This is a genomic window from Stenotrophomonas sp. P5_A8 (genome assembly GCF_056400545.1).
The window spans coordinates 1-24,808 of record NZ_JBFULB010000019.1 but is presented as its reverse complement, the minus strand read 5'-3'; the positions used below and the strand labels follow the sequence as shown (position 1 = coordinate 24,808).

Here is a 24,808-nt window from a genome sequence, read left to right as displayed (position 1 = left end):
TGTATGAAGTGCTTAACGGAAAGCGCGGCTTGTCCATAGAGATGATTCGCAACCTGCACAAGAACCTTGGGATTCCCGCAGAGAGTTTGATTGGTGCCTGATACGCTAAACCCCGCTTCGGCTGGGTTTTCTTCAGGTTCATCGCGAATTGGCTTGGAAGCTTGTTGGATCAACGGTGCCTTTTGGACTGCCTTTGCGCCGGAGCGTGTGCATGCTCATTCTCCAGTCGGCGTAGACGCAATGAACCAAATTTCGCGGTTCAAAAGAAACAAGCAATTTCCCATCTTCCGCATCAACCCGCATGGTGTCCATCGGAGTCTAGAAGCTCCTTGAAGAGTGTAAGTTGGACGTCCTGAGTCGGGAGGGTGGCTAATACAACACCCTTGCGGAAATACGCCCACCGAGCTTCGATCGGCTTCTAGCCTCCCGACACCCTCGCCATCCCGGCGAGGGCGATCCTTACAGGAGGTCCAACATGCACAGGTCCTGGGTGAGCCCGCCCGAATTCGTCCCGCCCAAGCGCAAGCCTTACGCCCGACCAGCCCCCACCTGCAAAGTGGGCGCGCAGCACTATCCCGCCCGCGAGGAGTACGGCAGCGATGAGGTCATTCCCTACGTGCGCCTGCGCGGCCGCTGGCTCGACAAGCTCGGCTTCGACGTAGGCGCACGCCTGAAGATTGAAACCAGCCCCGGCTGCATCACCCTCACGGTGGTGGAGCGCCCCGTGGTGGTGCCCAAGAAGATCCCCAGGAAGCTGCAGCGCACCGCCGGCTGATCGGGACGTGCCGCCAGCAGGCGGGCACAGCACGGCACTGCCGTGCGGATTGCATCCTATTTCACTAGCCAGCAGTAGGAGGAACTCATGAACGAGAGTGTCTTCATGCAGGTAACGATGGACGCCGGCTTACGCGCCCGCTTCCAGCAAGCGGCGGCACGCGAGCGTCGCCCCGCCACACAGGTGCTGCAAGCGTTGATGCGGGAGTATGTGACGCGTCATTCGGGGGCAGGGGAGGTGCTGGACGCTGCAGGCGCAGACCGGGATCTGGAGGAGATGGCGCACCGGCAGCAGGGGTGGCACTGCTGTCCGTTTGGCACGGGGTGAGCGCGGCACCGTCGCAAAGGTGCCGGGGAACACGGGAATTACGAGGCAATGCGCTGGCTTATGTGACGCATCTGGCCTTGCCGTTCCGCATACGCTGAACGTAATTTACGTTCAGCGTAGCGCTGGGTCATGCTTGTTTGCATGACCCGCACACCTACGTCCATCCGCTCTGTGTTCGCCCGCCGCCTTCGCGCGTGCCGGCTCGAGCAGGGCCTGACTCAACGCGCGTTGGGGGTGCTTGTGGGATTGCCAGAAGACGTTGCAGGCGTTCGCATCAACCGGTACGAGCGGGCCGTGCACAATTGCGATATCGAAACGGCGCAGAAGATTGCGCGCACCCTGGGCGTTTCCGTTGCCTATCTGTTTGCGGAAACGGACCAGCTTGCCGAGCTCATCGATGAGTTCGGCAAGCTGTCCGGAAAGGCGCAGGACGCATTGCTTCTGGAAGTGCGGCGTAAAGCGACCAGATAGCGCGCGCCCGCCGAGATCTGGCACCGCTTCCCACGCGCCCATAACTGCATTACCCATCAACCCATAGCCGTTGATCTGAGCTGGGCGGTCAGCAGGCGCGTCAGGCTGCGGCGCGCAAAGTACCCCTGCAGCTGCCTGGCCTTGATGGTCGTTGCCCTCAGCCGAGGGCGGCCATCGGTACCGTGGTCGATCCGGTAGCAGCGCGAAGCCCCGCACAGCTCTGCCTGGCTCGCGGTGACCGTCACCACGGTCACCTCCAGACTGGTGAAGTCTGCATCGGAGGCGATCTCCGGATTCTCCTTGCTGGCGCGCTCGATAAGCGTACGGAACCGGCCCAGATCTCGTTCGCCGCCGCTGGTGAGCGAGCCGACGTTGGTCGCACGGCGGACATCGTCGTCGTCGCCGTTAACATCCTGGCTCCAGCGTTCAGTGCGCTCGGGTATGACCGCGCGAACGACCTTGCCATCCGGCTCAATCAGGTCGATGACCACGTCAAGCAGATACACCGGTTCCAATCCCAGATTGGTCACGAAGCAATGCGCGTCCAGATCCTTGCCGGCGCCTGATGTGATCAGAATGGACGGTCGCTGCTGACGTCGGTAGCTGCGCAGGAAAAAGCTCAGGTAAACCACCCAGATCAGCGCCGTCACGCAGGTCATGGCGGCGGTTATCAGCGGGGCGAAATGAAGCAGGTTCTGAAGCACGATGGGCTGGATTCCGTAGGGCCGACGCAGGGGCACGCGCTAGCTGCATGATCGCCATTGACCCGCTTGGATCCTGTGAAACGCCCTGCGCCGATCGCGCAGGAGAACAGCGCGTGGCTTCAGAATGGGGATCGCCCGCAACGCAGGCGGCCTATGGGCAGTGGCAGATAATGGCCAGGCGACAGTCAAGGGAACGCGGGAGAGGGGCATTGATTCAACCTCCCGAACACGTGTCAGCCGCTGAGGCCTGGATCACTGCGGCGGTGCATCCGGGGACGCAGGGCCGCCAGCGGACCGTTGCGAAAACTCCACGAAACGCGCCGCCGAGATCGCCTGACGGCTGCCGCACGCTGGGCACTCCAGCACCGCGCCTCCGCCCGGTATGTTCGCAAGGCTTGGCGGGGCAGCGGCAGTGGTGACGTGATGGCAGGAAAGACATTCGGCCTGGACACTGAGCACTTTGGGCTCCTCGTCCGTGTCCGGCCGACCTGGCTGCACGTTCACTTCAAACAGATAGAACCGCCCTGTATTTGGCATGCTCACGCGTTCGCATTGAGGGCCCATGGGGTGACGGCGCGGGCCTGGGTCTGGATTTCATCATAGGCCGCCGCGACGGCCGGAGCCAGAGCGCCCGTGTCCCCGCCTGGCTTTGCCGGGGCCGGAGGGGCAGGGAGGGGCGTAAGAAGAGAGCCGCGATCGTCGGCTCCCTGATCGGCATTCACTCGCTGGATGGCACGTGAAGCGTGGGGCAATCCAACTACGGCAGTTCCACCACCACTTTTCCCTTCGCGCGCCCGCTTTCCACATGGGCCAGCGCGCCTTGGGTGTCCTCGAACGGGAACACCCGATCAATGACCGGGACGATTGCGCCGGACTCGACAAGCGATGTGATGTCGCTCAGTTGCGCCCCATCGGCCCGCATGAAGACGAAGGAATACGTCACCCCCTTCTGCTTGGCCTTGCTGCGGATGCCATGGCTGAGCAGGCGCATGACCTGCTTGAGCGGCCAGGCCAACCCGCGCGCGGTCGCAAAGGTGGGCGTGGGCGGGCCCGAGATGGAGATGAGATGGCCACCCGGCTTGAGGATCTGCAGCGAGCGCTCCAGTTCCTCCTTGCCCAGGCTGTTGAGCACCACATCGTAGTCGCGCAGTTCAGTGGCGAAATCCTGTTGCCTGTAATCGATGACCACATCCGCGCCCAGGTCCTTCACCCACGCCACGTTGGGCGTGCTGGTGGTGGTGGCCACGAACGCGCCAAGGTGTTTGGCCAGCTGGATCGCCACGGTGCCGACGCCGCCGGAGCCGGCCTGGATGAAGACCTTCTGCCCCGGTTTCAGCTGGGCGGTTTCGACCAGTGCCTGCCACGCGGTCAGCGCGACCAGCGGCAGCGAGGCGGCCTCCACCATGGTGAGGTTTTGGGGTTTGAGTGCCACGGATGCGGCGCTGACCGCGATGAACTCGGCGAACGTCCCGATGCGATCATCGTCGGGGCGTGCATATACCTCGTCGCCCGGTTTGAACTGGGAAACCCCGGCACCGACACGCTCCACCGTACCGGCCAAGTCGTTGCCCAGAATCAGCGGCAGGCGATACGGCAGGATCACCTTGAAGTCGCCCCGCCGGATCTTCGTGTCCAGCGCGTTGACGCTGGCCGCATGCACGCGGATCAGTACATCGTCGTCGCGCAGCGCCGGCGTTGGCACGTCATCGATCTGCCCCGTTTCGTTCTTGCCATAGCGGTGGATGAGGAAGGCTCTCATGCGCGATAGCGCTCTGCGGCCTGCGCCTGCCGGACGTCCGAGAGCAGGCCCTGGCGCGATGCCTCCAGCGTGTCCCAGCGTGCGGCCACATGCAGCGGCGGAATGGTCACGGTTTCGCGACGATCAAAGCCGACCAGGGCGGCATCCACCAGCTCGCCGACATCCATCACCTCCGGCAACGTGTTGATGTCGATGCCGGCACGCTCCCAGATCTCGGTGCGCGTGGTGGCAGGCAGCACGGCCTGCACAAAGACGCCCTTGGGTGACAGCTCCAGGCTGAGTCCCTGCGACAGGAACAGCACGTAGGCTTTGGTCGCACCGTAGACGGACATGCCGAACTCGGGCGCCAGACCCACTACCGAGCCGATGTTGACGATCGCGCCTTCGCCGGCGTCGGCCAAGCGGGGTGCAACGGCCGCGGCCAGGCGCGTCAGGGCGAGAGTGTTCAGCGTCACCAGCTGATCGATGCTGTCGGCCGATTGCGCGGTGAAGCCACCGGACTGGGCGATGCCGGCGTTGTTGATCAGGATGCCGATACGCGCATCGTCGCGCAGGCGGGTTTCCACGTTGGCCAGATCGGTGGGCTGGGTGAGGTCGGCCGGCAGGACGTCTACGGCGACCCCGGTGTCCTGGCGCAGGCGGGCGGCCAGCGTGTCCAGGCGCGTCTTGTCGCGCGCGACCAGCACCAGGTCGTGGCCGCGGCGCGCGAAGCGTTCGGCGTAAACGGTGCCGATGCCGCTGGAGGCGCCGGTGATGAGGACGGTGGGAAGCAGGCTCATGGTGTGTCTCTTGGAATGGGGTGGGCGAGAAGGGGTGCAGCGCGACGCTGTTGAACGGATTACTGCGGCGTCGGATCGGTCAATGCGGGGTAGTCGGTGTAGCCCTCCGCGCCGCCGCCGTACAACGTGGCGGGGTTCAATGCGTTCAAGGGCGCGCGGGTCTGCAGGCGTTCCACCAGATCGGGATTGCTGATGAAGGCACGGCCAAACGCGATGAGGTCTGCCTTGCCTTCGGCGAGGTGTGCGTTGGCCAGGTCCAGGTCGTAGCCGTTGTTGGCCAGGTAGGTGCCCTTGAAACGACCGCGCAGCCCATCGAAGTCGAAGGGCGCCACGTCACGCGGGCCGCCGGTTGCGCCTTCGACCACGTGCAGGTAGACGATGCCCAGCGCGCTGAGCTGGTCGACGATGTAGTCGTACTGCGGCTGCGGGTCGCTGACCGTGGCGATGGCGTTGGCCGGCGACACCGGCGAGATGCGCACGCCGGTGCGATCCGCGCCGATCTCCTGCGCCACGGCGGCGGTGACCTCCAGCAGCAGGCGCGCGCGATTCTCGATGGAGCCGCCGTAGGCGTCGGTGCGCTGGTTGGCGCCGTCCTTGATGAACTGTTCGAGCAGGTAGCCGTTGGCACCGTGGATTTCCACGCCGTCAAAACCGGCGGCGATGGCATTGGCGGCAGCCTGGCGGAAGTCGTTGACGATGGCCGGCAGCTCGTCGATCTCCAATGCGCGCGGTTCGGACACATCGACAAAGCCGTTGTGGACGAAGGTTTTGGTCTGCGCGCGGATGGCCGAGGCGGAGACGGGTGCGGCATTGCCGGGCTGCAGGTCCACGTGCGAGATGCGGCCCACGTGCCACAGCTGCACAAAGATGCGCCCGCCGCGGGCATGCACGGCATCGGTGACCGCGCGCCAGCCGTCAATCTGGTCCTGGGTGTAGAGCCCCGGCGTGTCCTGGTAGCCCTGGGCCTGCGCCGAAATCTGGGTGGCCTCGGTGATGATCAGGCCGGCCGAGGCGCGCTGGGCGTAGTAGGTGGCGGCCAGCGGGCTGGGCACCAGGCCGGCACCGGCGCGGTTGCGCGTCAGCGGGGCCATCACGATGCGGTTGGCCAGCGTCAGCGGGCCAAGGGGGTAGGGCTGGAAGAGCGTCGGGGTCGTCATGGGGTGTGGGGTCGTGATCGTTGACGGGGCGTTGCGGAGGGGCGGAAGCCCGCTCCGGGATAGGGCTGGCGCAATGATGATGACCGTAATCTTAGATGTCAATGGTTTGATGATGTGCGTAATCTAAGTGTGGTAAAGTGCCTTACTTCCGCAGCACCGCGTTGCAGGGCATCGTTCATGAAGGTCACCAAGGCACAGGCGCAGGCCAACCGGGCGCACATCGTCGAAACCGCCTCCACCCTGTTCCGGGAGCGGGGATACGACGGCGTGGGCGTGGCAGACCTGATGGGGGCCGCGGGCTTTACGCACGGCGGCTTCTATAAGCACTTCGGGTCGAAGGCCGACCTGATGGCGGAAGCGGCGAGGTGCGGCTTGGCCAAATCGGCCGACGCCGCGGCCGGCACGGACCGGGAGAGCTTCGTGCGCTACTACCTTTCCCGCGAGCACCGGGACGCACCAGGCCAGGGTTGCACCATGGCAGCGCTGTGCACCGACGCGGCGCGTCAGCCGACGGCGGTCAAGGCGGCCTTTGCGGCAGGTATCGAGGCGCAGCTGGCGGTCGCTCCTACGCTGGAACAACAGGCCGACGCCGCCACGGCCGAGCAGGCGCGCGCGCGTCGGATCGCCTTGATGGCGCAGGCTGTTGGGGCGATGGTGCTGTCCCGGTCCTGCCCGGACGATTCGGCGCTGGCGGACGAACTTCTGGATGTCTGCCGGGCGGATGTGCTGGCGCGGATGCCAGGGGTGTCTACGGCCTGACGCGTGCCGGCCTCAGCCTGCGCAACCGATGCCACTGACCGCAAGAAGTGCCTCAGGCGAGTCCTCGCAGCGCATGCGTTGCCGCAAGGGTGCAGTGAAGCAGTGCCACCTTCGCGCCTTCTCTGCGCGGCTAAGCAGCGCCACTGCAGCTGCAAAGAAAATCGCGCCGGCGGTCAGCAAATTTTGACGCGCTCTTGGCGCCTGCTGCGGATACTTCTCCGTCATTGTTCCAGAGGAGAAGGGCAATGGCCGCCAGACAAAAGACCCCGTCAAGCCCCAAGGTGGTGAGGATCGAAGCGATGCCGCTGGACTTCGGCGAAGCCGCCGTGGTGATCGAGCTGGACGCCGAGCCACCCAAGCGCTGGTTCAAGGCGCTCAAACGCGAGATGACCTATTCAGAGGGATTGGAGACGGCGTCGGCGAAGTTTGACGGCTGCTTCGTTTACATCGTGGGGCTGGATCCTGGCCTCGGGAGCGCTGTCCGCTGTGCCAGCCGGCTGCTTGCAGCGGTGCAGGAGGGGCTTGAACAGACCGGCATGGGGTCTCCGGAAGCGTCCCATCTGGCCTCGGACGGCGCTCCGCATGCAACGGCTTGCCTGCAACCGCCGCGCCCACCGATGGGTAGTCGCCTGCTTATGTGAGAGGGGACGGTGAGACGGAGGCCGAAGGTGTATCCAGTCGACGCCTCAGCGGCGCAGGTAGCTCGCCAGTTTGAGGACGGCGGCTGCCCTGGACGCTTCGAGCAGTCGTAATGCCATGGTCTTTCGGGCGCCGATGCCGGCAACCGCTTCCTGAATCACGATCGTTTCATACTCCCTGGCGTTGCCATCGAAACATGTGGCCGTGATGGCAAGACCTGGCACACCTGGCACACAGACCTGGACAAGGACCTGCCCCGAGGCATGCCGCAGCTGATGATGGGATTCACCGCAGATGGCCAGGCGGACCCGGCCATGGTCGCTGCCCGTGACGCCCGGCTCGGGGTCAGTAGTGAGGACAAGCGAAAGCGCCGTGCCGACATCGCCGCGCCCTCAAACGATGCAGGCGCCGATGCGTGGCAGAAGGGGAAGGTCATCCAGATCGAAGACCCGACGGGTGGACATGCTCACGCCGGGAAGGAAGACCCCGACGCGCCGTCCGACGGGGACAAGAATGCGACGTCCAAGGGCAGCTCAGGACGGTGAGCGTGGACGTCGAGGCCAAGGCCAGGACGTCCGCCGGCTACTATCTCGTTTCGATGGCCAGGGCCCGATGGAACACTGGCAGCATAGGGTTGAGCTGCATTTCCCGTGCCAACGCGTGCTCCGCAGAACGCCTGAAAGGCTCGCCAATAGCCGAGAGCCGCGCGTTGCTGACGGCGTGATGCGAGCCGCACTGCCCACAGCGAAAAAGCGCACCACCTGGAAGCTCCATCAGGGAGCCAAGGGTTGAGGCAGTGGTTGTGCTGCAATGGCCGCATTCCACGGTCAGCGCCAGGATTCGCTCTACTTCGCCGGATGCGGCATAGCTCGCTTCAAAGGAGCGAATGACAAAAGATGCTGAGGTGGGCATCGTTGCTCCTGAACAGGGGGAATGATCAGAGCATCTCCGGAAACCCGTGACGGGATTGTCGTGATGGGCCGCAGTGTTGGTCCGTCACCACTGCCGCGCCGATTGATACCCACGTCGGTGGGCGTCGCCCTCTGTTCTGCAACAGGTTTGGAAGCGGATGAGAACACCCGCTTCTGGCCGGAAGCGCACCTTGCATCAATGAGAGACGGTTGTGGCAGCGACCAATGCGCTGTCCGTAGGGCGGTCAGTTTCAGGACCTCATCATTTCCTCGAAAGAGGCCGCCGTCATCTCCCCTACGTCCTTCCCATTTCACTCATCCCGCTTCAGCCAAGCGACCAGCGCCGTAAACGCAGGCGAGGGCTGCCGGCGGTTGGGGTAGTAGAGGTGGTAGCCGGGGAAGGGCAAGCACCATTTGTCCAACACGGCAACCAGCCTGTCCGCCGCAATATGCTCGGTGACCATCGGTTCGGGCGCATAGGCCAAGCCCAGGCCGTCCACGGCGGCATTGACGACGTGGGTCATGCTGTTGAACACCAGTTGGCCTTCGCCGCGTACGGTGAACTCCTTGCCCCCCTCCTCGAACTCCCAGGCGTAAATGACACCGTTTGGACGATGCCGGATGTGCACGCATCGGTGTTCCATGATGTCGGCGGGCTTCCGCGGCTTCGGATGCTTCGCGAAGTAATGAGGAGATCCAACCACGACCAAGCGCCAATCGGGTCCAACCCTGACCGCGATCATGTCCTTGCTGAGCGCCTCGCCCAGCCGGATGCCAGCGTCGAAGCGTTGTTCCACCACGTTGGTGAACCCGTAGTCCACGTAGAACTCAAGCGTGATATCCGGGTATTCGGCGAGGAACCCGGCAAGCCGCGGACGGATGATGGTCTCCAAGGAATCGTCCGTGCAGGAGATCCGTAGGGTTCCGGCCGGACGGTCGCGCAGCTCCCCCAGTGCCTCGACGCTGGCGCCGATGGCCTCGAAGTGCGGTGCGATGGAGTGCATCAGCCGCTCGCCCGCCTCGGTAGGGGAGACGTTGCGTGTAGTGCGGGCCAGTATCCGGATGCCCAGGCGTTCTTCCAGCAACCGCATCGAGTGGCTGAGTGCAGAGGGGGTCACTCCCAGGCGAACGGCCGCCTTGGTGAAGCTCTGTTCCTGTGCCACTACCAGAAAGGCCTGGAGATCGTTGGTCTTCACAGCGCTCATGGCCAATTGTGAGCTGAATTCAGCAATGCATCAACTTTCAGCCGGGTTATCGCGGTAGCGGCCGGCGACTATCGTGGTGACCTTCATCCCCCGAGGCCTCCCGCGCATGAAACCGAACCGTATTGCCTGTCTGATGGCTGGGGCGATACTTGTCAGCGTGCCGGTACAGAGGGTTCATGCACAGGAAGGAAGCGCTATGAATACTGAGTCGCACGTGGTTTCTGCCACCGTATTGGATCCCCGGCAGCAAGCGATCATCCCGATGAGCGCCTCCGCAGCCGCCGGCGASATGGCAAACCTCCGGGACGCAGTGAATCAAGCTCTCGACGCGGGGTTGAGCGTGGCCGAAGCGCGAGAGATCCTCGTGCAGGTCTACGCCTATGCGGGGTTTCCGCGCAGTCTGAATGCGTTGAGCGAACTGATGAGGGTGGCAGAAGCCCGCAGGCAGCGCGGCCTTCAGGATGAAATCGGTCGCGAGCCGGGCCGGCCGATTCCCAAAGGCGACGCGTTGCTCGCTGCAGGCACGGCCAATCAGACCAAGCTGGCTGGGGGGCCGGTCTCCGGGGCTTTGTTCGATTTCGCACCGCAGGCAAATGAGTATTTGCGTACGCACCTGTTTGGCGACATCTTCGAGCGCGACAACCTGGATTGGCAAAGCCGGGAGTTGGCAACGGTCAGCATGCTGGCGGCCATGTCCGGGGTAGAGCCCCAGTTGCAGTCGCACATCGGTATCAGTATGAACATAGGGCTGCGCCCAGAGCAGCTGTATGGGATAGCGGATGTTCTCGAAGCGCGCGTCGGCCTGGAGGCTGCCGAGCGCGTCCGCCTAGGCATTCAACGTCACCTGGAGGCCCGACCCGAATGATGTTCAGGCCAGAGGCATCGTCGAGTGGCATGCACGAACGGGAGGCTTAAGTGAACACGATACTGATCGGCACTTTCATCGGCGTGGCGGCATGCGCCTTCAGTGTTGGCGCTGAGGAGGCTCAGATGACGAGGCTCTCGAAGATCACCGTCAATGCAGACCATCTTCCCGCGTATCGAGCTGCCCTGGCTGACGAAGTTCGCGCCTCCATGGCGCTTGAGCCAGGCGTGCTGTCGCTGTATGCGGTGTTTGACAAGGAAGATCCGACGCGGCTGACAATCCTTGAGATCTATGCAAGCCGGCAGGCTTACGAAACGCATGTGAAGAGTTCGCATTTCCTCAAGTACAAGAACGGGACCCTGCACATGGTCAAGTCACTGGAGTTGGTTGATGTTGACCCTCTCTTGCCGGAACTGAAGATCAAGTAGCAGTCGGTCTGCCGGCGGGAAATGAAATAAGTCATAGACCTTGGAACGGGTGCAGAGCAAAACGCGGGGGTTGAGATCCAGAGCGCGTCGGCGCCCCAGGCGCCGTGATTTGCTATGTTGACCACGCCCAATCCAGGGGAAACACGAGGTGTGGCGTTTCAGTGATAGAGACCCGCCTGCTCCAACAGTTCGTTGCCGTTGCCGAAGAGCTGCACTTCAATCGTGCCGCCGAGCGGCTGCACATGGCCCAGCCCCCGCTGAGCCAGGCGATCCGCAAGCTTGAGAGCGCCGTCGGTGCGCCTCTGTTCGTGCGCACCAATCGCAGTGTGGCACTGACCGCGGCCGGCGCGGCGTTCCTTGTCACTGCGCGCAGCACCTTGCGCGCGTTGGAGGAGGGCGTGGCGCAGACGCGGCGGGTGGCGGAAGGGATTGAGGGCCACCTCACGCTGACCTTCATCAACATCGCGCCCTACGCCCCTCTGCTACGCGCGCTTCGCGGTTTCCGACATGCTTCCCCCGGCATTTCGTTCACGATGGTGGAAGCCACGACCCAGGAGCAGGTGATCGCGCTGGAGCAGGGCAGGGCGGATATTGGGTTCATGCGGTCGCCCGGAACGTCTGTCCCGCACCTGCGCCTGGCCACCGTGTCGAGCGAACCGATTGTCGTTGCGCTGCCTGCCGGCCATCGGCTGGAAGCGGCCCCGACCATCGCGCTGCAACTGCTTAAGAACGACGCGTTCGTCGCCTCACCGCGGACGCTCGGCAAGGGGTTCCATGACCAGCTCCTCAGCCTGTGCCACGCAGCGGGGTTTGTTCCCGACATCGTGCAGCACGGCCGGCAGATGCAGACGCTGATTGCCTTGGTGGCCGCTGGGTTCGGCGTAGCGCTACTGCCCGCGTCCCTGGCGACAAATGCGCGAACGGACGTGGTGTTCCGCCCGCTCCAGGTGGACGCTTCCGATGCGCTGTCCCGCCTGGACCTGTTCATGGCCTGGAACGAGACCCGGGCATCGGCGATCCGCGACCGGTTGATAGAGGCGGTCCTGGAGACCTTGTCACCGCCCTGATCGGATGAGACGCGCCGCGTCTTGGTGCGGTATGCAGACAGTCCTTCACCCGCACCAGGCAAGCCACTAGTCTTCGGCGGCCCCGCTGCTGAGGATCTGCAATGCCCGCCGCCATCTATGTATTTTCGCTGTGCGCATTCGCGTTCGGTCTTTCCGAGTTCGTCGTCGCAGGGCTGTTGACCGCCATTGCCGACGACCTTGATGCGCCGATTTCCCTCGTCGGTACGGCCATTGCCGCTTACGCACTGGGTGCCGCCATCGGGGCACCGTTCATCACCGCGCTGGTCGCCCACTGGCGGGACAGGCATATCCTGTTGCTGGCTACGGCCTTGCTTGGGGTGGGCAGCCTGCTGATGAGTGCGTCGCCCACTCTGGTGGTCCTGCTGGCTGTCCGCTTCGTGGTCGGCCTGGGCCACGGCGTGTTCATGGCGGTGGCCTCCGACGCGGCCACCCGGCTGGTGGAACCACAGCGATCCGGTCGGGCGCTGTCGGTGGTGTGGATCGGGCTGACGCTGGCACTGGCCATCGGTGTTCCGCTCGGCACCTATCTGGGAAGCCTGTGGTCCTGGCGCATGATTTTCATGGCGATTGGCGTGCTCAGTGCGGGGGGCATGCTTGGCCTGGCGCTCTGCATGCCACGCGGTAAGGCGGAAGCGGGTTCAACCGGCGGTGGCGCGTGGAAGGGCATCAAGGCCATCGCCCATCCGCAGCTGCTGATCACCGCCGGTATCGGCGCGCTCGTCAGCGTTGCCACGTTTTCGTTCTTTACGTTCGTCTCGCCGTATCTGCAGCAGGTCACTGCGGTGGGCGTGCAGTGGCTGAGCCTGGGGATGCTGTTGTTCGGCATCTGCGCGATCGCCGGCAATCTTCTGGGAGGCTTCCTTGCCGACGCGACGGACGTGGATCGCAGTATCCGGCTCGCGCTGGTCGCGTTGGCGTTGAATCTGCTCGGTTTGTACGCTTTCGCAGGTATGCCGGTGCTGATGATGCTTCTGATTGGCACGCTGGGCATCTGCTTCTTCTCCATCGTGACCCTGCTGACGCTGCGGCTGCTCAGGCAGGCCCAACGCTTCATTCCCGCCTACAGTTCGGTGGCGGCGGGGTTGAACATCGCTTCTTTCAATCTGGGGACTGCGCTGGGCGGTGCATTGGGCGGCCTCACGATCAGTTATGCGTCATTGGCGTCCATCCCGCTGACGGGCGCGTCGGCCGCGGTGCTGGCGGTGATGGTGCTGTACCTGCAGAAGCGACGAATGAAAGAGCTGGAATCGTCGGTTCCCTGATCGGCATCGACGCGTTGGATGGCACACGCTGTGATCGACATAGGCGCGTGCAAGGCGGCGCATTCCGGTCTGAACGCTGGAAGGCACGGGAGAGCGTCCACCGCACCTGGGGGTGTCGTGCGACCGGAAGTGCAGGCAACGCAGGAGCCCCGGATTATCCAGGGCTCTTGTGCTTTCTATCGGTTGGCCAGGTTTGCCCGGGTTACTCAACCCGCCTGACCGAGCCGCACCTTCAGCTGATCGATTTCCGCCTCGCTCACGCCGATGGACTTCAGGTAGCCCTCCGCGCCGCCATACTGCTTATGCAGCGCCGCCAGGAACATCTCCATGTTCTCCGGCGCCGTGCCCGCCATGCCGGCCATCTTCCTGCCGATCTCCGGGTTCTGCTTGATGAGTTCCATGATCTGCGCGTTCATCGCGCTGTCCTTGGGCTGCCCCTCCAGGTAGTGCGCGGAGATGGCGTAGTTGTGCACGATGTCCGCGCGCGAGACACCGGCCAGGTCGAGCAGCAGGCCGGCGATGATGCCGGTGCGGTCTTTGCCGGCCGTGCAGTGGAACAGCACGGTGCCGTCGCGCTCGGCGGCGATGCGCTGGAAGACCTGCTTGAACTGCGGCTGGCTGTGGTCCAGCCACTGCACGTAGGCCGCGCCCAGTGAATCGGGGAAGGTGGTCATCATCTTCTGCAGGTCCATCTTCTCGGTGCCCATCAGCGAGGTGCGCTGGTAGGCGAAGCGCGCATCGGTGGCCAGCAGGTCCGGCGACTGCGCCTGCTCATCGGCGGTGCGCAGGTCGATATCCAGGGTGACGCCAGCAGCGGCCAGCGCGTCGCGGTCGGCGGCGGTCAGGCGGCCCAGGTCGGAGGTGCGCACGAACGCGCTGGCCGGGATCGGGCCCTGGCTGCCCTGCAGGCCAACGAAGGTGCGGGTGTTCCATGCGCCCTGCAGCGGAATGACGCGCTGTGCATCGGCGGCGACCGGCTGCACGTTGGCGGTGCGCGGAGCGGCGTTGGTGGTGTCGGCGGCGGGCGCGCGTGCGAGCGCTGCGCCCGCGCCGGTGAGCAGGGGCAGGCTCAGGGCAACGGCGAGGGCGAGTGGGGCGGTTCGGTTCTTCATCGGGTTCTCCATGCGGTCAGAAGGTGACGGTGACGTCCAGGCCATAGGTGCGCGGATCATTGAAGATGCCGCTCTGGCCAAGGGAGGCGTTGTTGAGCTTGTAGAACAGGTGCTCTTCATCGAGCAGGTTGCGCGCCCACAGCGAGACAGCCAGGGTGGAACCGGCGCTGTTGAGCGGGACGTCCACCAGGGCCACGCGTGCGTTGACGATGAACGAGCTGTCGGTGAGCATCTGGTCGTATTCGCTGGTGTAGTAGCCGTCGGACCAGTTGCCGTCCAGATGGAACTTGAGCGCGGCGAAGTTGGCGAACGGCACCAGGTAGTCCAACGACAGGCTGCCGGCGTTCTTCGGCGCCAGCAGCGGTTGCACGGTGACCTGTACGCCGGCGCCGAACGGGTCGACGGCGCGCTGTGCGTCGATCTTGGTGTAGGCGTAGTTCAGGCCGACGGTGAGGTTGTCCACCGGCACCACGTTGAACTCCAGCTCGGCACCGCGCGAGCTGCCGTTGCTGAGCGCGTTGGTGGTGACCATGGTGGTACGGGTTTCGCCGCTGTTGGGGTCGAAGGGCAGCGAGAAGTCCATCTGCTTGTGTTCGATCTTCGAATCGAACAAGGCCAGATTGAGGCGTGCGCGGTTGTCCCAGAACTGCGATTTGAAGCCGAGCTCGAATGCGGTCACTTCTTCCGGGGCGAAGGCGGTATAGGTGGTGGAGCGCGAGTTGGCGCCGCCGGCCTTGAAGCCGGTGCTGTACTTGGCGTACACCATTGCGCTTTCGCCCAGGTCGTAGGCGATGTTCACCATGGGATCGAAGCGGCCCCAGGCATCGTCGAAGGCCAGGTGGGTGGCGGCGCCGTTGACGATGTACAGGCTGCCTTTCTTGTCATCGCGGGTGTAGCGGCCGCCGGCGGTGAGGTGCAGGCGCTCGAGCGAAGCCGGCGTCCAGGTGGCCTGGCCGAAGATGCCCAGGCTGTCGGTCCACGCCTTGCTGGCGCGGTCGATGCGCACGTTGCCGAGGTTCAACGGGTTGGTGGCCGGGTTGAGCGTGTAGCTGTTGCCGCCGGGGCCCCACAGCAGCATGTTGGGCGTCTGCGCGTTGTCGCCGGCGGTTTCGTGATAGTAGAAGGCGCCCGCCAGGAACTGCACCTGCGAGGTGGTGCCGATCAGCTGGAATTCCTGGCTGTACTGGTGCTGGTAGACCTGGGCAAGGCTGTAGCGGGCGAAGGGAGTGTTCGGACCGCCGTACGCGGAGATCGCGTCGACCAGGCCCATGTCGAACTGGCCCTGGGTGAGTTCGCGGTAGGAGCTGATCGACTTCAGTTCGAGGGTGTCGCTCAAGGTCCAGCCGAGGTTGAGCAGGTGGCCGCTGGTGCGGCCGATGTTGTCTTCCTGCGGGCCGCCGAGGATGGACGAATCGCGGCGATCCTCGCTGGCACCGGCTTTCTGCAGCGGGCTCACGAAGGCACCCGGTACCAGCAGTTGGGTGTGGTACGGCGTGGTGGCGTCATAGGAGGTGTCGAAGGCATACAGCGCGGAGAAGGTGTCGCTGGGCTGCCACAGTGCGCTGATGCGGGCGCCGCGCTTGTCGTAGCTGTTGAAATCGCGCTCGCCGCGCATCGGGTTGTCGGTGGTGCCGCCGCGCTTGGCCTGCACCGCGTCGATCTTGACGCTCACATCGCCCACCTTGGGCAGGTCCAGGTGCAGGCCGGTGGTGTAGCCGCTGTAGTTGGACACGCCCACGCTGACGCTGCCGCCGAACTCGCCGGTGGGCTGTTTGGTGACGATGCTGAGCGCGCCGCCTTCGGTGTTGCGGCCGAACAGGGTGCCTTGCGGCCCCTTCAATACCTCGATGCGCTCCACGTCATACAGCATGCTGCCCAGGCCCTGGGCGCGGCCCATGAACACGCCATCGACGTAAACGCCCACGCCGGCGTCGCGCGCGGGCTGGTTGGCATCGCCGGACGCGCCGATGCCGCGGATACCGATGTTCAGTGCGGAACTGCGGGTGGCGAACGGGGTGACGCGCAGCGAGGGGATCGAGCCATCGGCGAGGCTGCCGATGGAGATCGCGCTGCGATCCTTCAAGGCTTCGGCATCCACGACGGAGACCGAGATGGGGGTTTCCTGCAGGTTGGTGGCGCGCTTCTGCGCGGTGACCACGACCTGGTCCAGCGCGACCACATCGCGGGCGGCGATGTCTGCATCGGCGGCGGGTTCGGCGTCGTTGGCGAGGGCAATGCCGGGCAGGGCGGTGGCGATGGCAAGGGCTAACAGGTGGAGGTGCAGCTGGGCGTGGCGCATCGGATGGGTTCGCGGGAGGGGGGAAGGCCGGCGCAGTCTGGACGCGTGAAATGACAGATGAATGACCGTTCATTCACCTGTCGAATGCCGTACCATCCGTCGTCAACTGGACGCCTTCTACGACAAGCAATGACGCTTAACCCCCTTGCCGGCACCCCCGCCGAAGATGCTGCCGCGGCCCGTGCGGAGGCCCAGCGCCAACGCATCCTCGACGCGGCGCAACGCTGCTTCATCGCCCGTGGCTTCCATGCCGGCTCGATCAGCGAGATCGCCGCCGAAGCGGACATCAGCCAGGGACTGATGTATCGCTACTTCGCCAACAAGCGCGCGCTGATCCTGGCGCTGATCGAGCGTCAGCTGGCCCATGACCAGGACTCCATCGGCCAGATGCCGGCAGCATCGGATCTGGTGGAGGGGCTGCTGCGTTGTCATGAGGTGTGGGCGCGCGGGGGGACATTGGAGACCGCCGGCAATGCCATCGCCAACGTCGCGCTGTATGCGGAAATCACCGCTGAAGCCCACCGTGACCCGGTGGTGGCCGAAGTATTGCGGCGGCACGACCGGCAGACCAGCGCGGCGATCGGCGCCTGGCTGCGGCATCACGACATCGCGCGCGAACGGGATCCGGAGGAAGGGGATATCCAGGCCCGCATCCTGCTGCTACGGGTGCTGGTGGAGGGCCTGGCGATGCGCGCCGTGCGCGATCCCGGCCTGGCGAAGGAGACGCTGCGGAGCTTGCTGGCGGCTGCGATCGCGCGCGTGCTCGGGGAGTGACCGGGCGGGGCGTTCGGTCTGGTGGAGCGTCACTTGGCGTCTATGGATGCCTGGAGCGCTGCAGCCAACGCCGCGTCGCCGTTGACCAGCTCGGTCCACTGCAGTTCCACCCCGTTTCTTCGCCCCTTCAGCACGAGCTTGAGGCCGGTCGGGTCGATGGTCACGGTGTAGGTGTCATCTCCGACCTGGACTTCTCTCCGGATGGCTTTGTCGAGTGGCGTCATGGCCTGTCTCCTGCCGTGGCCCTGTATTCCTCGCAATTGCCGCTCGGGAAGCGCTCCATGTATTCAGCAAAACGCGCCCCCGAGATCGCCTGCCGTGTTCCGCATTTGGCGCACGTGATAGCCGCGCCTCCGCCAACGAACGCTTCCAGACTCGGCGGTTCGGTCGCCCTGAAGATATGCCGGCAGGTGTTGCATTGGACCCGGATGAACTCGATCTCAGGAAAGGCATGTTGAGCCGTTTTCGTTGGGCTGCAGCACACTTCAAACATGTAGAACAGGCCGGTGTCTGGCATGGGTGTGTCCTTGACGACTACGAAGCACGGTGGAGCGAAGGACCGTTTGTTCGGCGCATGGTCTCACAAGGTCAGGTGCTGAATGCGCCCCTGAACCCAGTGGTCGCCGGGTAGGCGTAGGTATCGGCGGACTTCCGGGGCGGGAACCGGTGGTAGCCTAGGCCCTGCAGCGGCATGACAGCCCACCAGGCCGTCGCCGCGATCGGCGCCTGGCGGTGGCTTCACGCCATGGCGCGCGTCCGCCCGCCCAGCAGGGCAACAGGGTTGTAAAATGGCCTTCCGTTGACGTGTGGCTGAGGCTCATCGCAATGCCCTATACAAACAGCGACGCGATAGATCGGCTGCGCGATCAGATCCCTTCCTTCCGGTGCATTGTCGGGTGCCACGACTGCTGCGGTCCGGTTACGGTGTCGACCGAGGAAATGGCGCGCCTGCCCATCAAGAGCGAGGCCGAGCGTGATGCTGCCCTGGCTGAGCTCAGTTGCCCCTACCTGGGCAAGCAGGGGTGCGAGGTCTACGCCGAGCGCCCGCTGATCTGCCGTTTGTTCGGAACCACGCCTCGTCTGCGCTGCCCCAATGGCCAGCGGCCGGTCTATATGATCGATGAGGCAGTGGAAGACGAGATCCATCGCTTTCTTCGCAGCACGCGGCAGGTGCTGCTTTAGCCTGGCGGGCCTGCATTGAGCTGGCCGCAACGTCTTGCATGCCGTCGGTCTGCCGCAGCGAGTCTGCCTGCTACTGATGACGCATCACCGCCGCCAGGTGTTTCTCGGGGTCGATCATGTGCGAGTGATCGTCCTGGTCCAGCTGGATCTCCGCCCACTGGATGGTGCCGTTGAACTTGCCACGCTCGGTGACATAGCCCTCGTACACCGGCATCCCTGTGTCGATGCCCACGTCCAGGCCTTCATCGAAGGAGTAGTACAGCGGGTGGGTGCGCTCGATCGCGCCGCTGCCCACGGCCTTGCCGTCGATGTACAGCGTGACCGTGCCACCGCGGCCGATGCCGCCGCCGGCGTAGGCAAACTCGGCCCGTACCTGGTGCCGGCCGGCGCCGATGTCCGCGTCGGACAGGATGGTTTTGCGCAGCAGCCCGCAGTGGTTGTAGTGGTAGCCGAGCTTGCCGTTCTCGGTAAAGAATGACCAGCCGCCGGTGCGCCCGCCCTGGGCGATGATGGCGCCATTGAGTGGTCTGTCGGCGGGCGCTTCGATCTCGGCGGTCACTGCGTAGGAGCGGTTCTTGACGTTGATCGCCACGTTTTCGCCCAGGCGGGTCATGCCGGGATAGAGCCGCAGGGTGTCGCCGGTKGTCAGCGTGGGGCGGCCGGCCAGCTGGGGATTCATGCGCTCGGCGGCGCGGTCGTCGATGGGCAGCACGTTGTGCCGTACCGCTTCGATCAGGAACAGCTGCTGCAGTTCGGCCAGCTTGTCCGGCTGGGTGGCGGCGAGGTTGTCGGACTGGGTCCAGTCTTTGGTGGTGTCGTAGAGCTCCCAGACGTCCTGCGAGAAGTCCACGCCCTTGGCCACCACGTCCCACGGGGTGCGGTGCTTGGTCTGCGCGGTCCAGCCGTCGTGGTAAATGCCCCGGTTGCCCATGATTTCGAAGTACTGGGTGAGGTGGCGCTCGTCGGCCTCGGCGTCGTTGAAGGTGTACGCCATGGAAACGCCGTGCATCGGTACCTGGGTGACGCCGTTGACGGTGTGCGGCTGCGCCAGGCCGGCCAGGTCAAGGATGGTCGGCGCCACGTCGATGACATGGTGCCACTGGCTGCGCAGCTCACCGCCGGCGATCCGCGCCGGCCAATGCACGATGGTGCCGTTGCGGGTGCCGCCGTAGTGCGAGGCCACCTGCTTGGTCCACTGGTAGGGCGTGCACAGCGCATGCGCCCAGCCGACGGCGTAATGGTTGTAGGCCTTGGGCCCGCCGACCTCGTCCAGGTGCTGCTTCCAGAACGCGGCGGTCTCGTACTCGGCACCGCCGTTGGAGGCGGTGGTGAGCATGAAGGCGCCGTTGATGCCGCCCTCGGCGGACGCACCGTTGTCGCCGATGATGAAGTAAACCAGAGTGTCATCCAGTACGCCCAGTTCCTCCAGGGCGTCGATCACGCGCCCGGTGTGGTGGTCGGCATATTCGAGGAAAGCGGCATATACCTCCATCTGATGGGCCAGGATTGGCTTGAGTTCGGCCGGCATGTCGTCCCAGGCGGGGATGCCGTCCGGGCGCGGGGTGAGCACGGCATCGGACGGGATGACGCCCAGTTCGCGCTGGCGGGCGAAGGTTGCCTCGCGCAGCGCGTCCCAGCCTTGATCGAAGCTGCCCTTGTACTTGGCGATCCAGTCCTTGGGCACGTGGTGGGGCGCGTGCGTGGCGCCGGGCGCGAAGTACACGAAGAAGGGCTTGTCCGGGGTGAGGCTCTTCTGCAGCCGCACGTAGTCGATGGCTTTGTCGGCCAGGTCCGGCATGAGATGGTAGCCGGGGTCCAGCGGTGCCTCGACGGTAGACACGCCGTCGATCAGGGCGGGCGTCCATTGGTTGGTTTCGCCGCCGATGAAGCCGTAGAAACGCTCGAAGCCGCTGGAGGCCGGCCAATGGTCGAACGGGCCGGTGGGCCCGGACTCCCACACGGGCACTTCGTGGCACTTGCCGAACTGGGCGGTGTTGTAGCCGTTCTGGCGCAGGATTTCCGGCAGTGGCACGGCCGAGTTGGGGCGGGTGGAGCGGTAGCCGGGCGCGGGCGTGGCGGTCTCGGTGATGTGGCCCATCGCCACCGCATGATGGTTGCGGCCCGAGAGCAGCGCCGCGCGCGTGGGCGAACACAACGCGGTGGTGTGGAAGCGGGTGTAGCGCAGGCCGCCGTTGGCGAGCCGGTCGGCGGTGGGCGTGCGCACCGGCCCGCCGAAGGCGCTGGCGGCACCGAAGCCGACATCGTCGAACATGATCAGCAGGACGTTGGGCGCGCCGTCCGGCGGGCGCCTGGCGGTGATCGGCGGCAGCTTGACACCCAGCTTCTTCGCATCGAAGGAGAGCGGTCCCTGGTAGGCCTGCTCGGGAAGGGGAAGGGTGCTGCCGGGGAGTTCCTGGCTCATGGGGGCGCCTCGGTGAACTGAGGGCCCAGTGTCGCGGTGGCGTCCTGGATTGGCATCCGAAGAACAACGGTGCCGCCGATAGGTAGAAGTACTGGCGATGCCATTTGCTCAGGTGCGCGAAACCGTGCATCGGCGCTAGGCCGCTGGTCGCCAGGCACCCTCGATTCTGCCTGGGGTGTCAAGGATCACAGTGCTGGCGGCGTTGTGCCGCCCGAACAGCAAGAAGGGCGCCCTTGGGGCGCCCTTCTTCAGCGCGACGCGTGGTTTACCACGGCGCACGCTTCCCGGTCAGCGAGTTCACCAGGCGTACTTCACCCCCAACAAACCGCCATAGCTGCGGTAGTCCTGAGCACCACGCCCGGCGCTGATCTCGCCCCAGGCGGTCAGGCTGCGGCTGAGCTGCAACTGCACGCCGGCCTTGGCCTCGTACACATCGCGCGGCGCCGCTCCTTCCAGGCGGATGTCATCGAGCCACACGGCGTTGGCGCCGCCATGGCTGCGCAGCCAGTTCACGGCTGCGAACGGCTGCACGCGGTTGATGCCCTCCAGCGTGGTGTGACCGAACAGGCGCACCCCGACGCGGGTGCGCACGTCACCGGCATTGGCCTCGCGCACGTCGGTGCCGTTGGCCTCCACGTGATGGCCGCCGTCCATGCGGTAGTCGCTCCAGATCACCTGTGCCTGCGGCTCCAGGTACATGGCGCTGGCGCTGCCGCGATGCACGTTGAAGGCATAGCCGGCTTCCACCGATGCGCTGGTGCTGCGGTTGTCGTAACGCTCGGTGCGCAGGGCGTCGCCATGGGTGGTGTTACGGAAGCGCGCGATCTGCGCCCAGCTGTCCACGTAGAGGCCGCCGTCGTTTGCGGCATCGCGCAGCCAGCTGCCGTAGACACCGGCGGCGCGGCCCTTGACCCGACCTTCGGCGGTATAGCCGGTGACCTCGGAGAGCACGCGCTCGGTGGCTTCGCCGGTCCCCACCATCACGCCAGCGACACCGCGGTCTTCGCGGCCCCAACGAGTGAGGTCGGCGCCCACCTGCAGCAGGTGCTGGCGGCCCTGATGTGTGAGCTGGTCATCGATGCGGCCACGGGTATGGTCCGAGGTCACGCGGGCCCAGACGCCGCCCATCGTATCCGCGTTCTTCTGGCGCTCTGCCAGGTTCGGCTCACCCACGCGCTCGTGCATCGTGAGGTCGAACATGCCGACGGCAGCGGCCTGGTTGGCGAGGTAGACGCCGCCTTCCGGGCGCTCGACCGGCGTGGGCACTTCGGGGTCCAGGCAAGCCGGGCGCTGCGGGTTGGCCAGGCACTCGTCGATGGGGGCCACCGGCAGTTGCGAGCGCAGGTACCAGTCGCCATCGGTCGGGTCGGTGCGGCCACCCTGATGCAGGAAGTACTCATAGGCACCGCCCACGGCACGGCCCTGCAACTGGTATTCACCGGCAGAAACGCCGTCCACCTGGACCAGATGGATGCCGTCATGGGTGAGGGCTCCCGGCCCACCGATATTGTTCACGGCGATACGCGCGGTACCCGAGGTGTCGCCGCGCACGTGCAGCCGGTCGGTGGGCGAGGTGTCATCACCCAGTGCGGTGTTCATCGCCAGCAGGCCGTTGTCGGCATGGAAGTTACCGTCCACGGTGACGGTCTTGTACTGGCCGTCCGTATGGTCGAAGGCGAGGGTGGCGTTGGCGATCGCGAGGGTGCCGATCTGCGAATCGCCGGTCACGTCCCAGCGGCTGCCGTTGGCCAGCGAGAGATCACCCACGGCATCGGTGGCACCTTTCCAGTAGCTGTCGTGGTCGAGCGAGAGGGAGGAGGTGCGGTCGAGGAAACCATTGCCGTCGCGGTCGATGGCGGCATCGGAGAAACGGATGTCCCCGAGGGCGACCACGTTGCGGTCGAAGGAAACGGTATTGGCACTGTCCGAGGCGAACTCGGCCAGCCGACCGTTTCCGCCTTCGATACGGGTGCCATCGCTCGCACGCAGTGAGGCAGCGTCGAGGCCGAGGCCGGCCGAGGCGGCGGCGTGAAGGGTGCCGCCGTGGAGCTCGATCCGAGCACCATTGGTGGCCTGTGCGGCGTAAGCACCGGCGCCTTGGGTGGTCACCTGCGTGCCGGTGGCCTGCACGAGGGCGCCGTCGATGGCGTCAAGCCCGTGCGATGCAATGCCAAGGGTCGTGACCGAGGAGTCCAGCACCTGAATGCTGCTGCCTGCGCCCCTTACAGCGAGGCCCTGCGCAGCATTGCCGTCGGTCTGCACGCGCACCTGCTGCAGGGAGAGCTGGTTGTTGCCGCCGTAGACCGCTGCACCCTTGGACTGATCCCCATGGGTGTGTACGGTGCCGCCGATCATCTGCATGGCGGAGCCGTCACCCTCCACGTCCAGGCCGTCGGCCCAGTAGCCAGTGGTGGACACCTCGGTGTTCAGCAGGGTCGCCTTCGACCCGGACGATGCGACGACGCCGCTGGCGCCAAACATGCTTCCCGCAGCGTCGAGCGTGCGGTCGCCAGCGGTGGCGATGCGCGCGTTGGCGACGTTGACGGTGCTGGCGCCGTACGCCCAGATGCCGCGGCTGCGGTCGCCCGTCGAGGCGATGGAGCCGCCGTCGATGTTGACGCTTGCGCTGTCGCTCAGCAGCACGCCATGGGAATCTGCCGCGCTGGTGCGCAGGGTGGATCCGTTGACGTTGACGCGCGTGCCAGCATTGCGCGCGGTGACGCCGTTGCCGTTTGCACCCATGGCGGTGAGGCTGGAGTCGATGATGTTCAACTGCGCACCGCCCAATGCGGCAGCGCCATGGCCACGGTCGCCGGATGTGACGGTGCTGTTGCTCAGGCTCAACACGGCATCGCTGCCACGCGCGAACACGCCGATGGAGCCCAGACCGGTGGTGGTGATGTCCAGGTCGCTGGCGTTGATGGTGCCGGCGGTGGAATAGAGCCCGTAGGCTTCCTGGCCCGTTGTGCTGACCTGGCCGCCGGCGACGGTGATGCGGCTGTCGGCGCTGTCGACCATGGCACCGTGGGAGTTCAAGCCGGTGGTGCTGATGTTGGTCGAAGCGGCATCGATGCTGCCGGCAGTGGTGGCATACAACCCGTAGGACCTCGCGCCGATGGTGCTGATGGAGGTGYCGCGGACATCCACGTGAGCACCGTTATCGGCGGACACACCATGGCTGTTGAGCCGGTCCGCGCGACCCGAACGAATGGTGGTGCCTTCGATGACCGCGTGGCCGCCCAACGTGGCGACAACGCCGGAGGACCAGGAATTGATGGTGCTCTCGCGGAGGTTCAATCGCGCGCCGGAGCCGCCGGCGAAGGCGGCCGGGCCATTGCTGTTGACGGTCACGCCGACGGCGTTGATGGTGCCGCTGGCGTCGGCCGTGCTGCTGCCGGCGAGCAGACCGACCGAGCCGCCCATGTTGGTGATGACGGTGCCCTGGCCAGCGCTGTCGCGGCCCAGGTTGACCACGCCATGGTCGGTCGCCCGTACGCCATCGGCGTAGATCGCCGCCGTACTGATGCGGCCGCCGTTGAAGGTGACTTCACTGCCGGCGCCGGTGGCCTGCACGCCGCGCCCGTTGTTGCCGGTGGAGCTGAAGGTGACGCCTTCGGCCACAATCTGGCCGCCAGACACGGCGTTCAGGCCAGGCGACACGTAGCCCGATGTGGAGATGGTGCTGTTGTTGAGTTCGATGCGACTGCCGACGCCATCGGCGATGGCGCCGGAGGCCTGTTCGCCGCTGGTGGTCAGCGTCATGTCCGAGGCGATGATCGTGCCGCCGTTGACGGCGCTCATGGCATGGCCGAGGTAGCCGGGATCGCCCGCGACAGTGTCACCGTTTGCATCGACATGGGTGCCGTCGGCGACAATCGGCAGCGCGGTGG

24 protein-coding genes are annotated in these 24,808 nt (G+C 65.3%); 12 read left to right on the top strand and 12 right to left on the bottom strand.

The features are described 5' to 3' along the window. Positions 1–475 precede the first annotated feature (475 nt). From AC1DQP_RS02840 to AC1DQP_RS02830, 3 genes are all read left to right on the top strand, one after another. The gene (locus AC1DQP_RS02840) at positions 476–775 is read left to right on the top strand and encodes a SymE family type I addiction module toxin (RefSeq protein ID WP_478051066.1); all 300 of its coding nucleotides are present in this window, start codon (positions 476–478) and stop codon (positions 773–775) included. A gap of 87 nt (positions 776–862) precedes the next feature. Next, positions 863–1,102 carry a hypothetical protein gene (locus AC1DQP_RS02835; RefSeq protein ID WP_256774468.1) on the top strand — a complete coding sequence of 80 codons (240 nt, stop codon included), beginning with the start codon at positions 863–865 and terminating at the stop codon, positions 1,100–1,102. A gap of 141 nt (positions 1,103–1,243) precedes the next feature. Then, on the top strand, positions 1,244–1,573 hold the full coding sequence (locus tag AC1DQP_RS02830; RefSeq protein ID WP_478051065.1) for a helix-turn-helix domain-containing protein: 330 nt from the start codon (positions 1,244–1,246) through the stop codon (positions 1,571–1,573). 56 nt (positions 1,574–1,629) lie between these two features. On the opposite strand, the gene AC1DQP_RS02825 is transcribed toward AC1DQP_RS02830, so the two are convergent. From AC1DQP_RS02825 to AC1DQP_RS02810, 4 genes are all read right to left on the bottom strand, one after another. Beyond that, positions 1,630–2,277, bottom strand: a complete 648-nt coding sequence (locus AC1DQP_RS02825; protein WP_457321638.1) for a hypothetical protein — start codon at positions 2,275–2,277, stop codon at positions 1,630–1,632. A 757-nt stretch (positions 2,278–3,034) separates the two neighbouring features. Further along, positions 3,035–4,036, bottom strand: a complete 1,002-nt coding sequence (locus AC1DQP_RS02820; protein WP_478051064.1) for an NADP-dependent oxidoreductase — start codon at positions 4,034–4,036, stop codon at positions 3,035–3,037. Next, the gene (locus AC1DQP_RS02815; RefSeq protein ID WP_478051063.1) at positions 4,033–4,815 is read right to left on the bottom strand and encodes an SDR family NAD(P)-dependent oxidoreductase; all 783 of its coding nucleotides are present in this window, start codon (positions 4,813–4,815) and stop codon (positions 4,033–4,035) included. The genes AC1DQP_RS02820 and AC1DQP_RS02815 overlap by 4 nt, the downstream gene beginning before the upstream one ends. 59 nt (positions 4,816–4,874) lie before the next feature. Then, positions 4,875–5,972 carry an alkene reductase gene (locus tag AC1DQP_RS02810; RefSeq protein ID WP_457319738.1) on the bottom strand — a complete coding sequence of 366 codons (1,098 nt, stop codon included), beginning with the start codon at positions 5,970–5,972 and terminating at the stop codon, positions 4,875–4,877. A gap of 177 nt (positions 5,973–6,149) precedes the next feature. Here AC1DQP_RS02810 and AC1DQP_RS02805 point away from each other — a divergent pair, with 177 nt between their 5' ends. The 3 genes from AC1DQP_RS02805 (at position 6,150) to AC1DQP_RS02795 (ending at position 7,915) form a co-directional block, all read left to right on the top strand. After that, positions 6,150–6,731, top strand: a complete 582-nt coding sequence (locus AC1DQP_RS02805; RefSeq protein ID WP_457319736.1) for a TetR/AcrR family transcriptional regulator — start codon at positions 6,150–6,152, stop codon at positions 6,729–6,731. Positions 6,732–6,976: 245 nt separating this feature from the next. After that, positions 6,977–7,372, top strand: a complete 396-nt coding sequence (locus AC1DQP_RS02800; protein WP_457319734.1) for a hypothetical protein — start codon at positions 6,977–6,979, stop codon at positions 7,370–7,372. A 150-nt stretch (positions 7,373–7,522) separates the two neighbouring features. Continuing rightward, positions 7,523–7,915 carry a DUF1264 domain-containing protein gene (locus tag AC1DQP_RS02795; protein ID WP_457319744.1) on the top strand — a complete coding sequence of 131 codons (393 nt, stop codon included), beginning with the start codon at positions 7,523–7,525 and terminating at the stop codon, positions 7,913–7,915. Between the two features lie 40 nt (positions 7,916–7,955). Here the strand turns inward: AC1DQP_RS02795 and AC1DQP_RS02790 are convergent, their stop codons facing one another. Both AC1DQP_RS02790 and AC1DQP_RS02785 read right to left on the bottom strand, forming a co-directional pair. Then, positions 7,956–8,282, bottom strand: a complete 327-nt coding sequence (locus tag AC1DQP_RS02790; protein WP_457319732.1) for a hypothetical protein — start codon at positions 8,280–8,282, stop codon at positions 7,956–7,958. Positions 8,283–8,592: 310 nt separating this feature from the next. Next, entirely contained in the window at positions 8,593–9,486 is an 894-nt protein-coding gene (locus AC1DQP_RS02785; RefSeq protein ID WP_457319731.1) for a LysR family transcriptional regulator, read from the bottom strand. A gap of 196 nt (positions 9,487–9,682) precedes the next feature. Here AC1DQP_RS02785 and AC1DQP_RS02780 point away from each other — a divergent pair, with 196 nt between their 5' ends. The 4 genes from AC1DQP_RS02780 to AC1DQP_RS02765 all read left to right on the top strand — a co-directional run bounded on the left by AC1DQP_RS02780 (position 9,683) and on the right by AC1DQP_RS02765 (position 13,129). Continuing rightward, positions 9,683–10,351 (top strand): carboxymuconolactone decarboxylase family protein, encoded by a 669-nt coding sequence (locus AC1DQP_RS02780; protein ID WP_478051062.1) that lies wholly within the window; start codon positions 9,683–9,685, stop codon positions 10,349–10,351. A 50-nt stretch (positions 10,352–10,401) separates the two neighbouring features. Further along, positions 10,402–10,779 (top strand): putative quinol monooxygenase, encoded by a 378-nt coding sequence (locus AC1DQP_RS02775; protein ID WP_478051061.1) that lies wholly within the window; start codon positions 10,402–10,404, stop codon positions 10,777–10,779. A gap of 161 nt (positions 10,780–10,940) precedes the next feature. After that, the gene (locus AC1DQP_RS02770; RefSeq protein ID WP_457321689.1) at positions 10,941–11,846 is read left to right on the top strand and encodes a LysR substrate-binding domain-containing protein; all 906 of its coding nucleotides are present in this window, start codon (positions 10,941–10,943) and stop codon (positions 11,844–11,846) included. A 101-nt stretch (positions 11,847–11,947) separates the two neighbouring features. Beyond that, positions 11,948–13,129 carry an MFS transporter gene (locus AC1DQP_RS02765; RefSeq protein WP_478051060.1) on the top strand — a complete coding sequence of 394 codons (1,182 nt, stop codon included), beginning with the start codon at positions 11,948–11,950 and terminating at the stop codon, positions 13,127–13,129. 206 nt (positions 13,130–13,335) lie between these two features. On the opposite strand, the gene AC1DQP_RS02760 is transcribed toward AC1DQP_RS02765, so the two are convergent. Next, on the bottom strand, positions 13,336–14,241 hold the full coding sequence (locus AC1DQP_RS02760) for a tyrosine-protein phosphatase (protein ID WP_457319771.1): 906 nt from the start codon (positions 14,239–14,241) through the stop codon (positions 13,336–13,338). A 16-nt stretch (positions 14,242–14,257) separates the two neighbouring features. Then, positions 14,258–16,540: a TonB-dependent receptor gene (locus AC1DQP_RS02755; RefSeq protein ID WP_478051059.1), complete on the bottom strand. Its 2,283-nt coding sequence runs from the start codon at positions 16,538–16,540 to the stop codon at positions 14,258–14,260. A gap of 57 nt (positions 16,541–16,597) precedes the next feature. On the opposite strand from AC1DQP_RS02755, the gene AC1DQP_RS02750 reads away from it, so the two are divergent. Further along, positions 16,598–17,314: a TetR/AcrR family transcriptional regulator gene (locus AC1DQP_RS02750; protein WP_478051058.1), complete on the top strand. Its 717-nt coding sequence runs from the start codon at positions 16,598–16,600 to the stop codon at positions 17,312–17,314. Positions 17,315–17,343: 29 nt separating this feature from the next. On the opposite strand, the gene AC1DQP_RS02745 is transcribed toward AC1DQP_RS02750, so the two are convergent. Together AC1DQP_RS02745 and AC1DQP_RS02740 are read right to left on the bottom strand one after the other, a co-directional pair. Continuing rightward, positions 17,344–17,538: a hypothetical protein gene (locus AC1DQP_RS02745; protein WP_457319765.1), complete on the bottom strand. Its 195-nt coding sequence runs from the start codon at positions 17,536–17,538 to the stop codon at positions 17,344–17,346. Beyond that, the gene (locus AC1DQP_RS02740; RefSeq protein ID WP_457319763.1) at positions 17,535–17,831 is read right to left on the bottom strand and encodes a hypothetical protein; all 297 of its coding nucleotides are present in this window, start codon (positions 17,829–17,831) and stop codon (positions 17,535–17,537) included. The genes AC1DQP_RS02745 and AC1DQP_RS02740 overlap by 4 nt, the downstream gene beginning before the upstream one ends. Before the next feature lie 308 nt (positions 17,832–18,139). On the opposite strand from AC1DQP_RS02740, the gene AC1DQP_RS02735 reads away from it, so the two are divergent. Next, the gene (locus AC1DQP_RS02735; RefSeq protein ID WP_457319761.1) at positions 18,140–18,496 is read left to right on the top strand and encodes a YkgJ family cysteine cluster protein; all 357 of its coding nucleotides are present in this window, start codon (positions 18,140–18,142) and stop codon (positions 18,494–18,496) included. A gap of 70 nt (positions 18,497–18,566) precedes the next feature. On the opposite strand, the gene AC1DQP_RS02730 is transcribed toward AC1DQP_RS02735, so the two are convergent. Together AC1DQP_RS02730 and AC1DQP_RS02725 are read right to left on the bottom strand one after the other, a co-directional pair. Beyond that, a complete protein-coding gene (locus tag AC1DQP_RS02730) occupies positions 18,567–20,918 on the bottom strand; it encodes an arylsulfatase (RefSeq protein ID WP_478051057.1) in 2,352 nt (783 codons plus the stop codon). A 297-nt stretch (positions 20,919–21,215) separates the two neighbouring features. Further along, positions 21,216–24,808 (bottom strand): autotransporter outer membrane beta-barrel domain-containing protein (locus tag AC1DQP_RS02725; RefSeq protein ID WP_478051056.1); only part of this gene is annotated, 3,593 nt, incomplete at its 5' end.

Bases quoted from the DNA above. Each gene is read 5' to 3' on its own strand.
- AC1DQP_RS02735 (WP_457319761.1), top strand. From the start codon at position 18,140: ATGCCCTATACAAACAGCGACGCGATAGATCGGCTGCGCGATCAGATC.
- AC1DQP_RS02840 (WP_478051066.1), top strand. From the start codon at position 476: ATGCACAGGTCCTGGGTGAGCCCGCCCGAATTCGTCCCGCCCAAGCGC.
- AC1DQP_RS02765 (WP_478051060.1), top strand. From the start codon at position 11,948: ATGCCCGCCGCCATCTATGTATTTTCGCTGTGCGCATTCGCGTTCGGT.
- AC1DQP_RS02740 (WP_457319763.1), bottom strand. From the start codon at position 17,831: ATGCCAGACACCGGCCTGTTCTACATGTTTGAAGTGTGCTGCAGCCCA.
- AC1DQP_RS02835 (WP_256774468.1), top strand. From the start codon at position 863: ATGAACGAGAGTGTCTTCATGCAGGTAACGATGGACGCCGGCTTACGC.
- AC1DQP_RS02820 (WP_478051064.1), bottom strand. From the start codon at position 4,036: ATGAGAGCCTTCCTCATCCACCGCTATGGCAAGAACGAAACGGGGCAG.
- AC1DQP_RS02790 (WP_457319732.1), bottom strand. From the start codon at position 8,282: ATGCCCACCTCAGCATCTTTTGTCATTCGCTCCTTTGAAGCGAGCTAT.
- AC1DQP_RS02830 (WP_478051065.1), top strand. From the start codon at position 1,244: ATGACCCGCACACCTACGTCCATCCGCTCTGTGTTCGCCCGCCGCCTT.
- AC1DQP_RS02800 (WP_457319734.1), top strand. From the start codon at position 6,977: ATGGCCGCCAGACAAAAGACCCCGTCAAGCCCCAAGGTGGTGAGGATC.
- AC1DQP_RS02760 (WP_457319771.1), bottom strand. From the start codon at position 14,241: ATGAAGAACCGAACCGCCCCACTCGCCCTCGCCGTTGCCCTGAGCCTG.
- AC1DQP_RS02750 (WP_478051058.1), top strand. From the start codon at position 16,598: ATGAATGACCGTTCATTCACCTGTCGAATGCCGTACCATCCGTCGTCA.
- AC1DQP_RS02810 (WP_457319738.1), bottom strand. From the start codon at position 5,972: ATGACGACCCCGACGCTCTTCCAGCCCTACCCCCTTGGCCCGCTGACG.
- AC1DQP_RS02785 (WP_457319731.1), bottom strand. From the start codon at position 9,486: ATGAGCGCTGTGAAGACCAACGATCTCCAGGCCTTTCTGGTAGTGGCA.
- AC1DQP_RS02745 (WP_457319765.1), bottom strand. From the start codon at position 17,538: ATGACGCCACTCGACAAAGCCATCCGGAGAGAAGTCCAGGTCGGAGAT.
- AC1DQP_RS02805 (WP_457319736.1), top strand. From the start codon at position 6,150: ATGAAGGTCACCAAGGCACAGGCGCAGGCCAACCGGGCGCACATCGTC.
- AC1DQP_RS02755 (WP_478051059.1), bottom strand. From the start codon at position 16,540: ATGCGCCACGCCCAGCTGCACCTCCACCTGTTAGCCCTTGCCATCGCC.
- AC1DQP_RS02815 (WP_478051063.1), bottom strand. From the start codon at position 4,815: ATGAGCCTGCTTCCCACCGTCCTCATCACCGGCGCCTCCAGCGGCATC.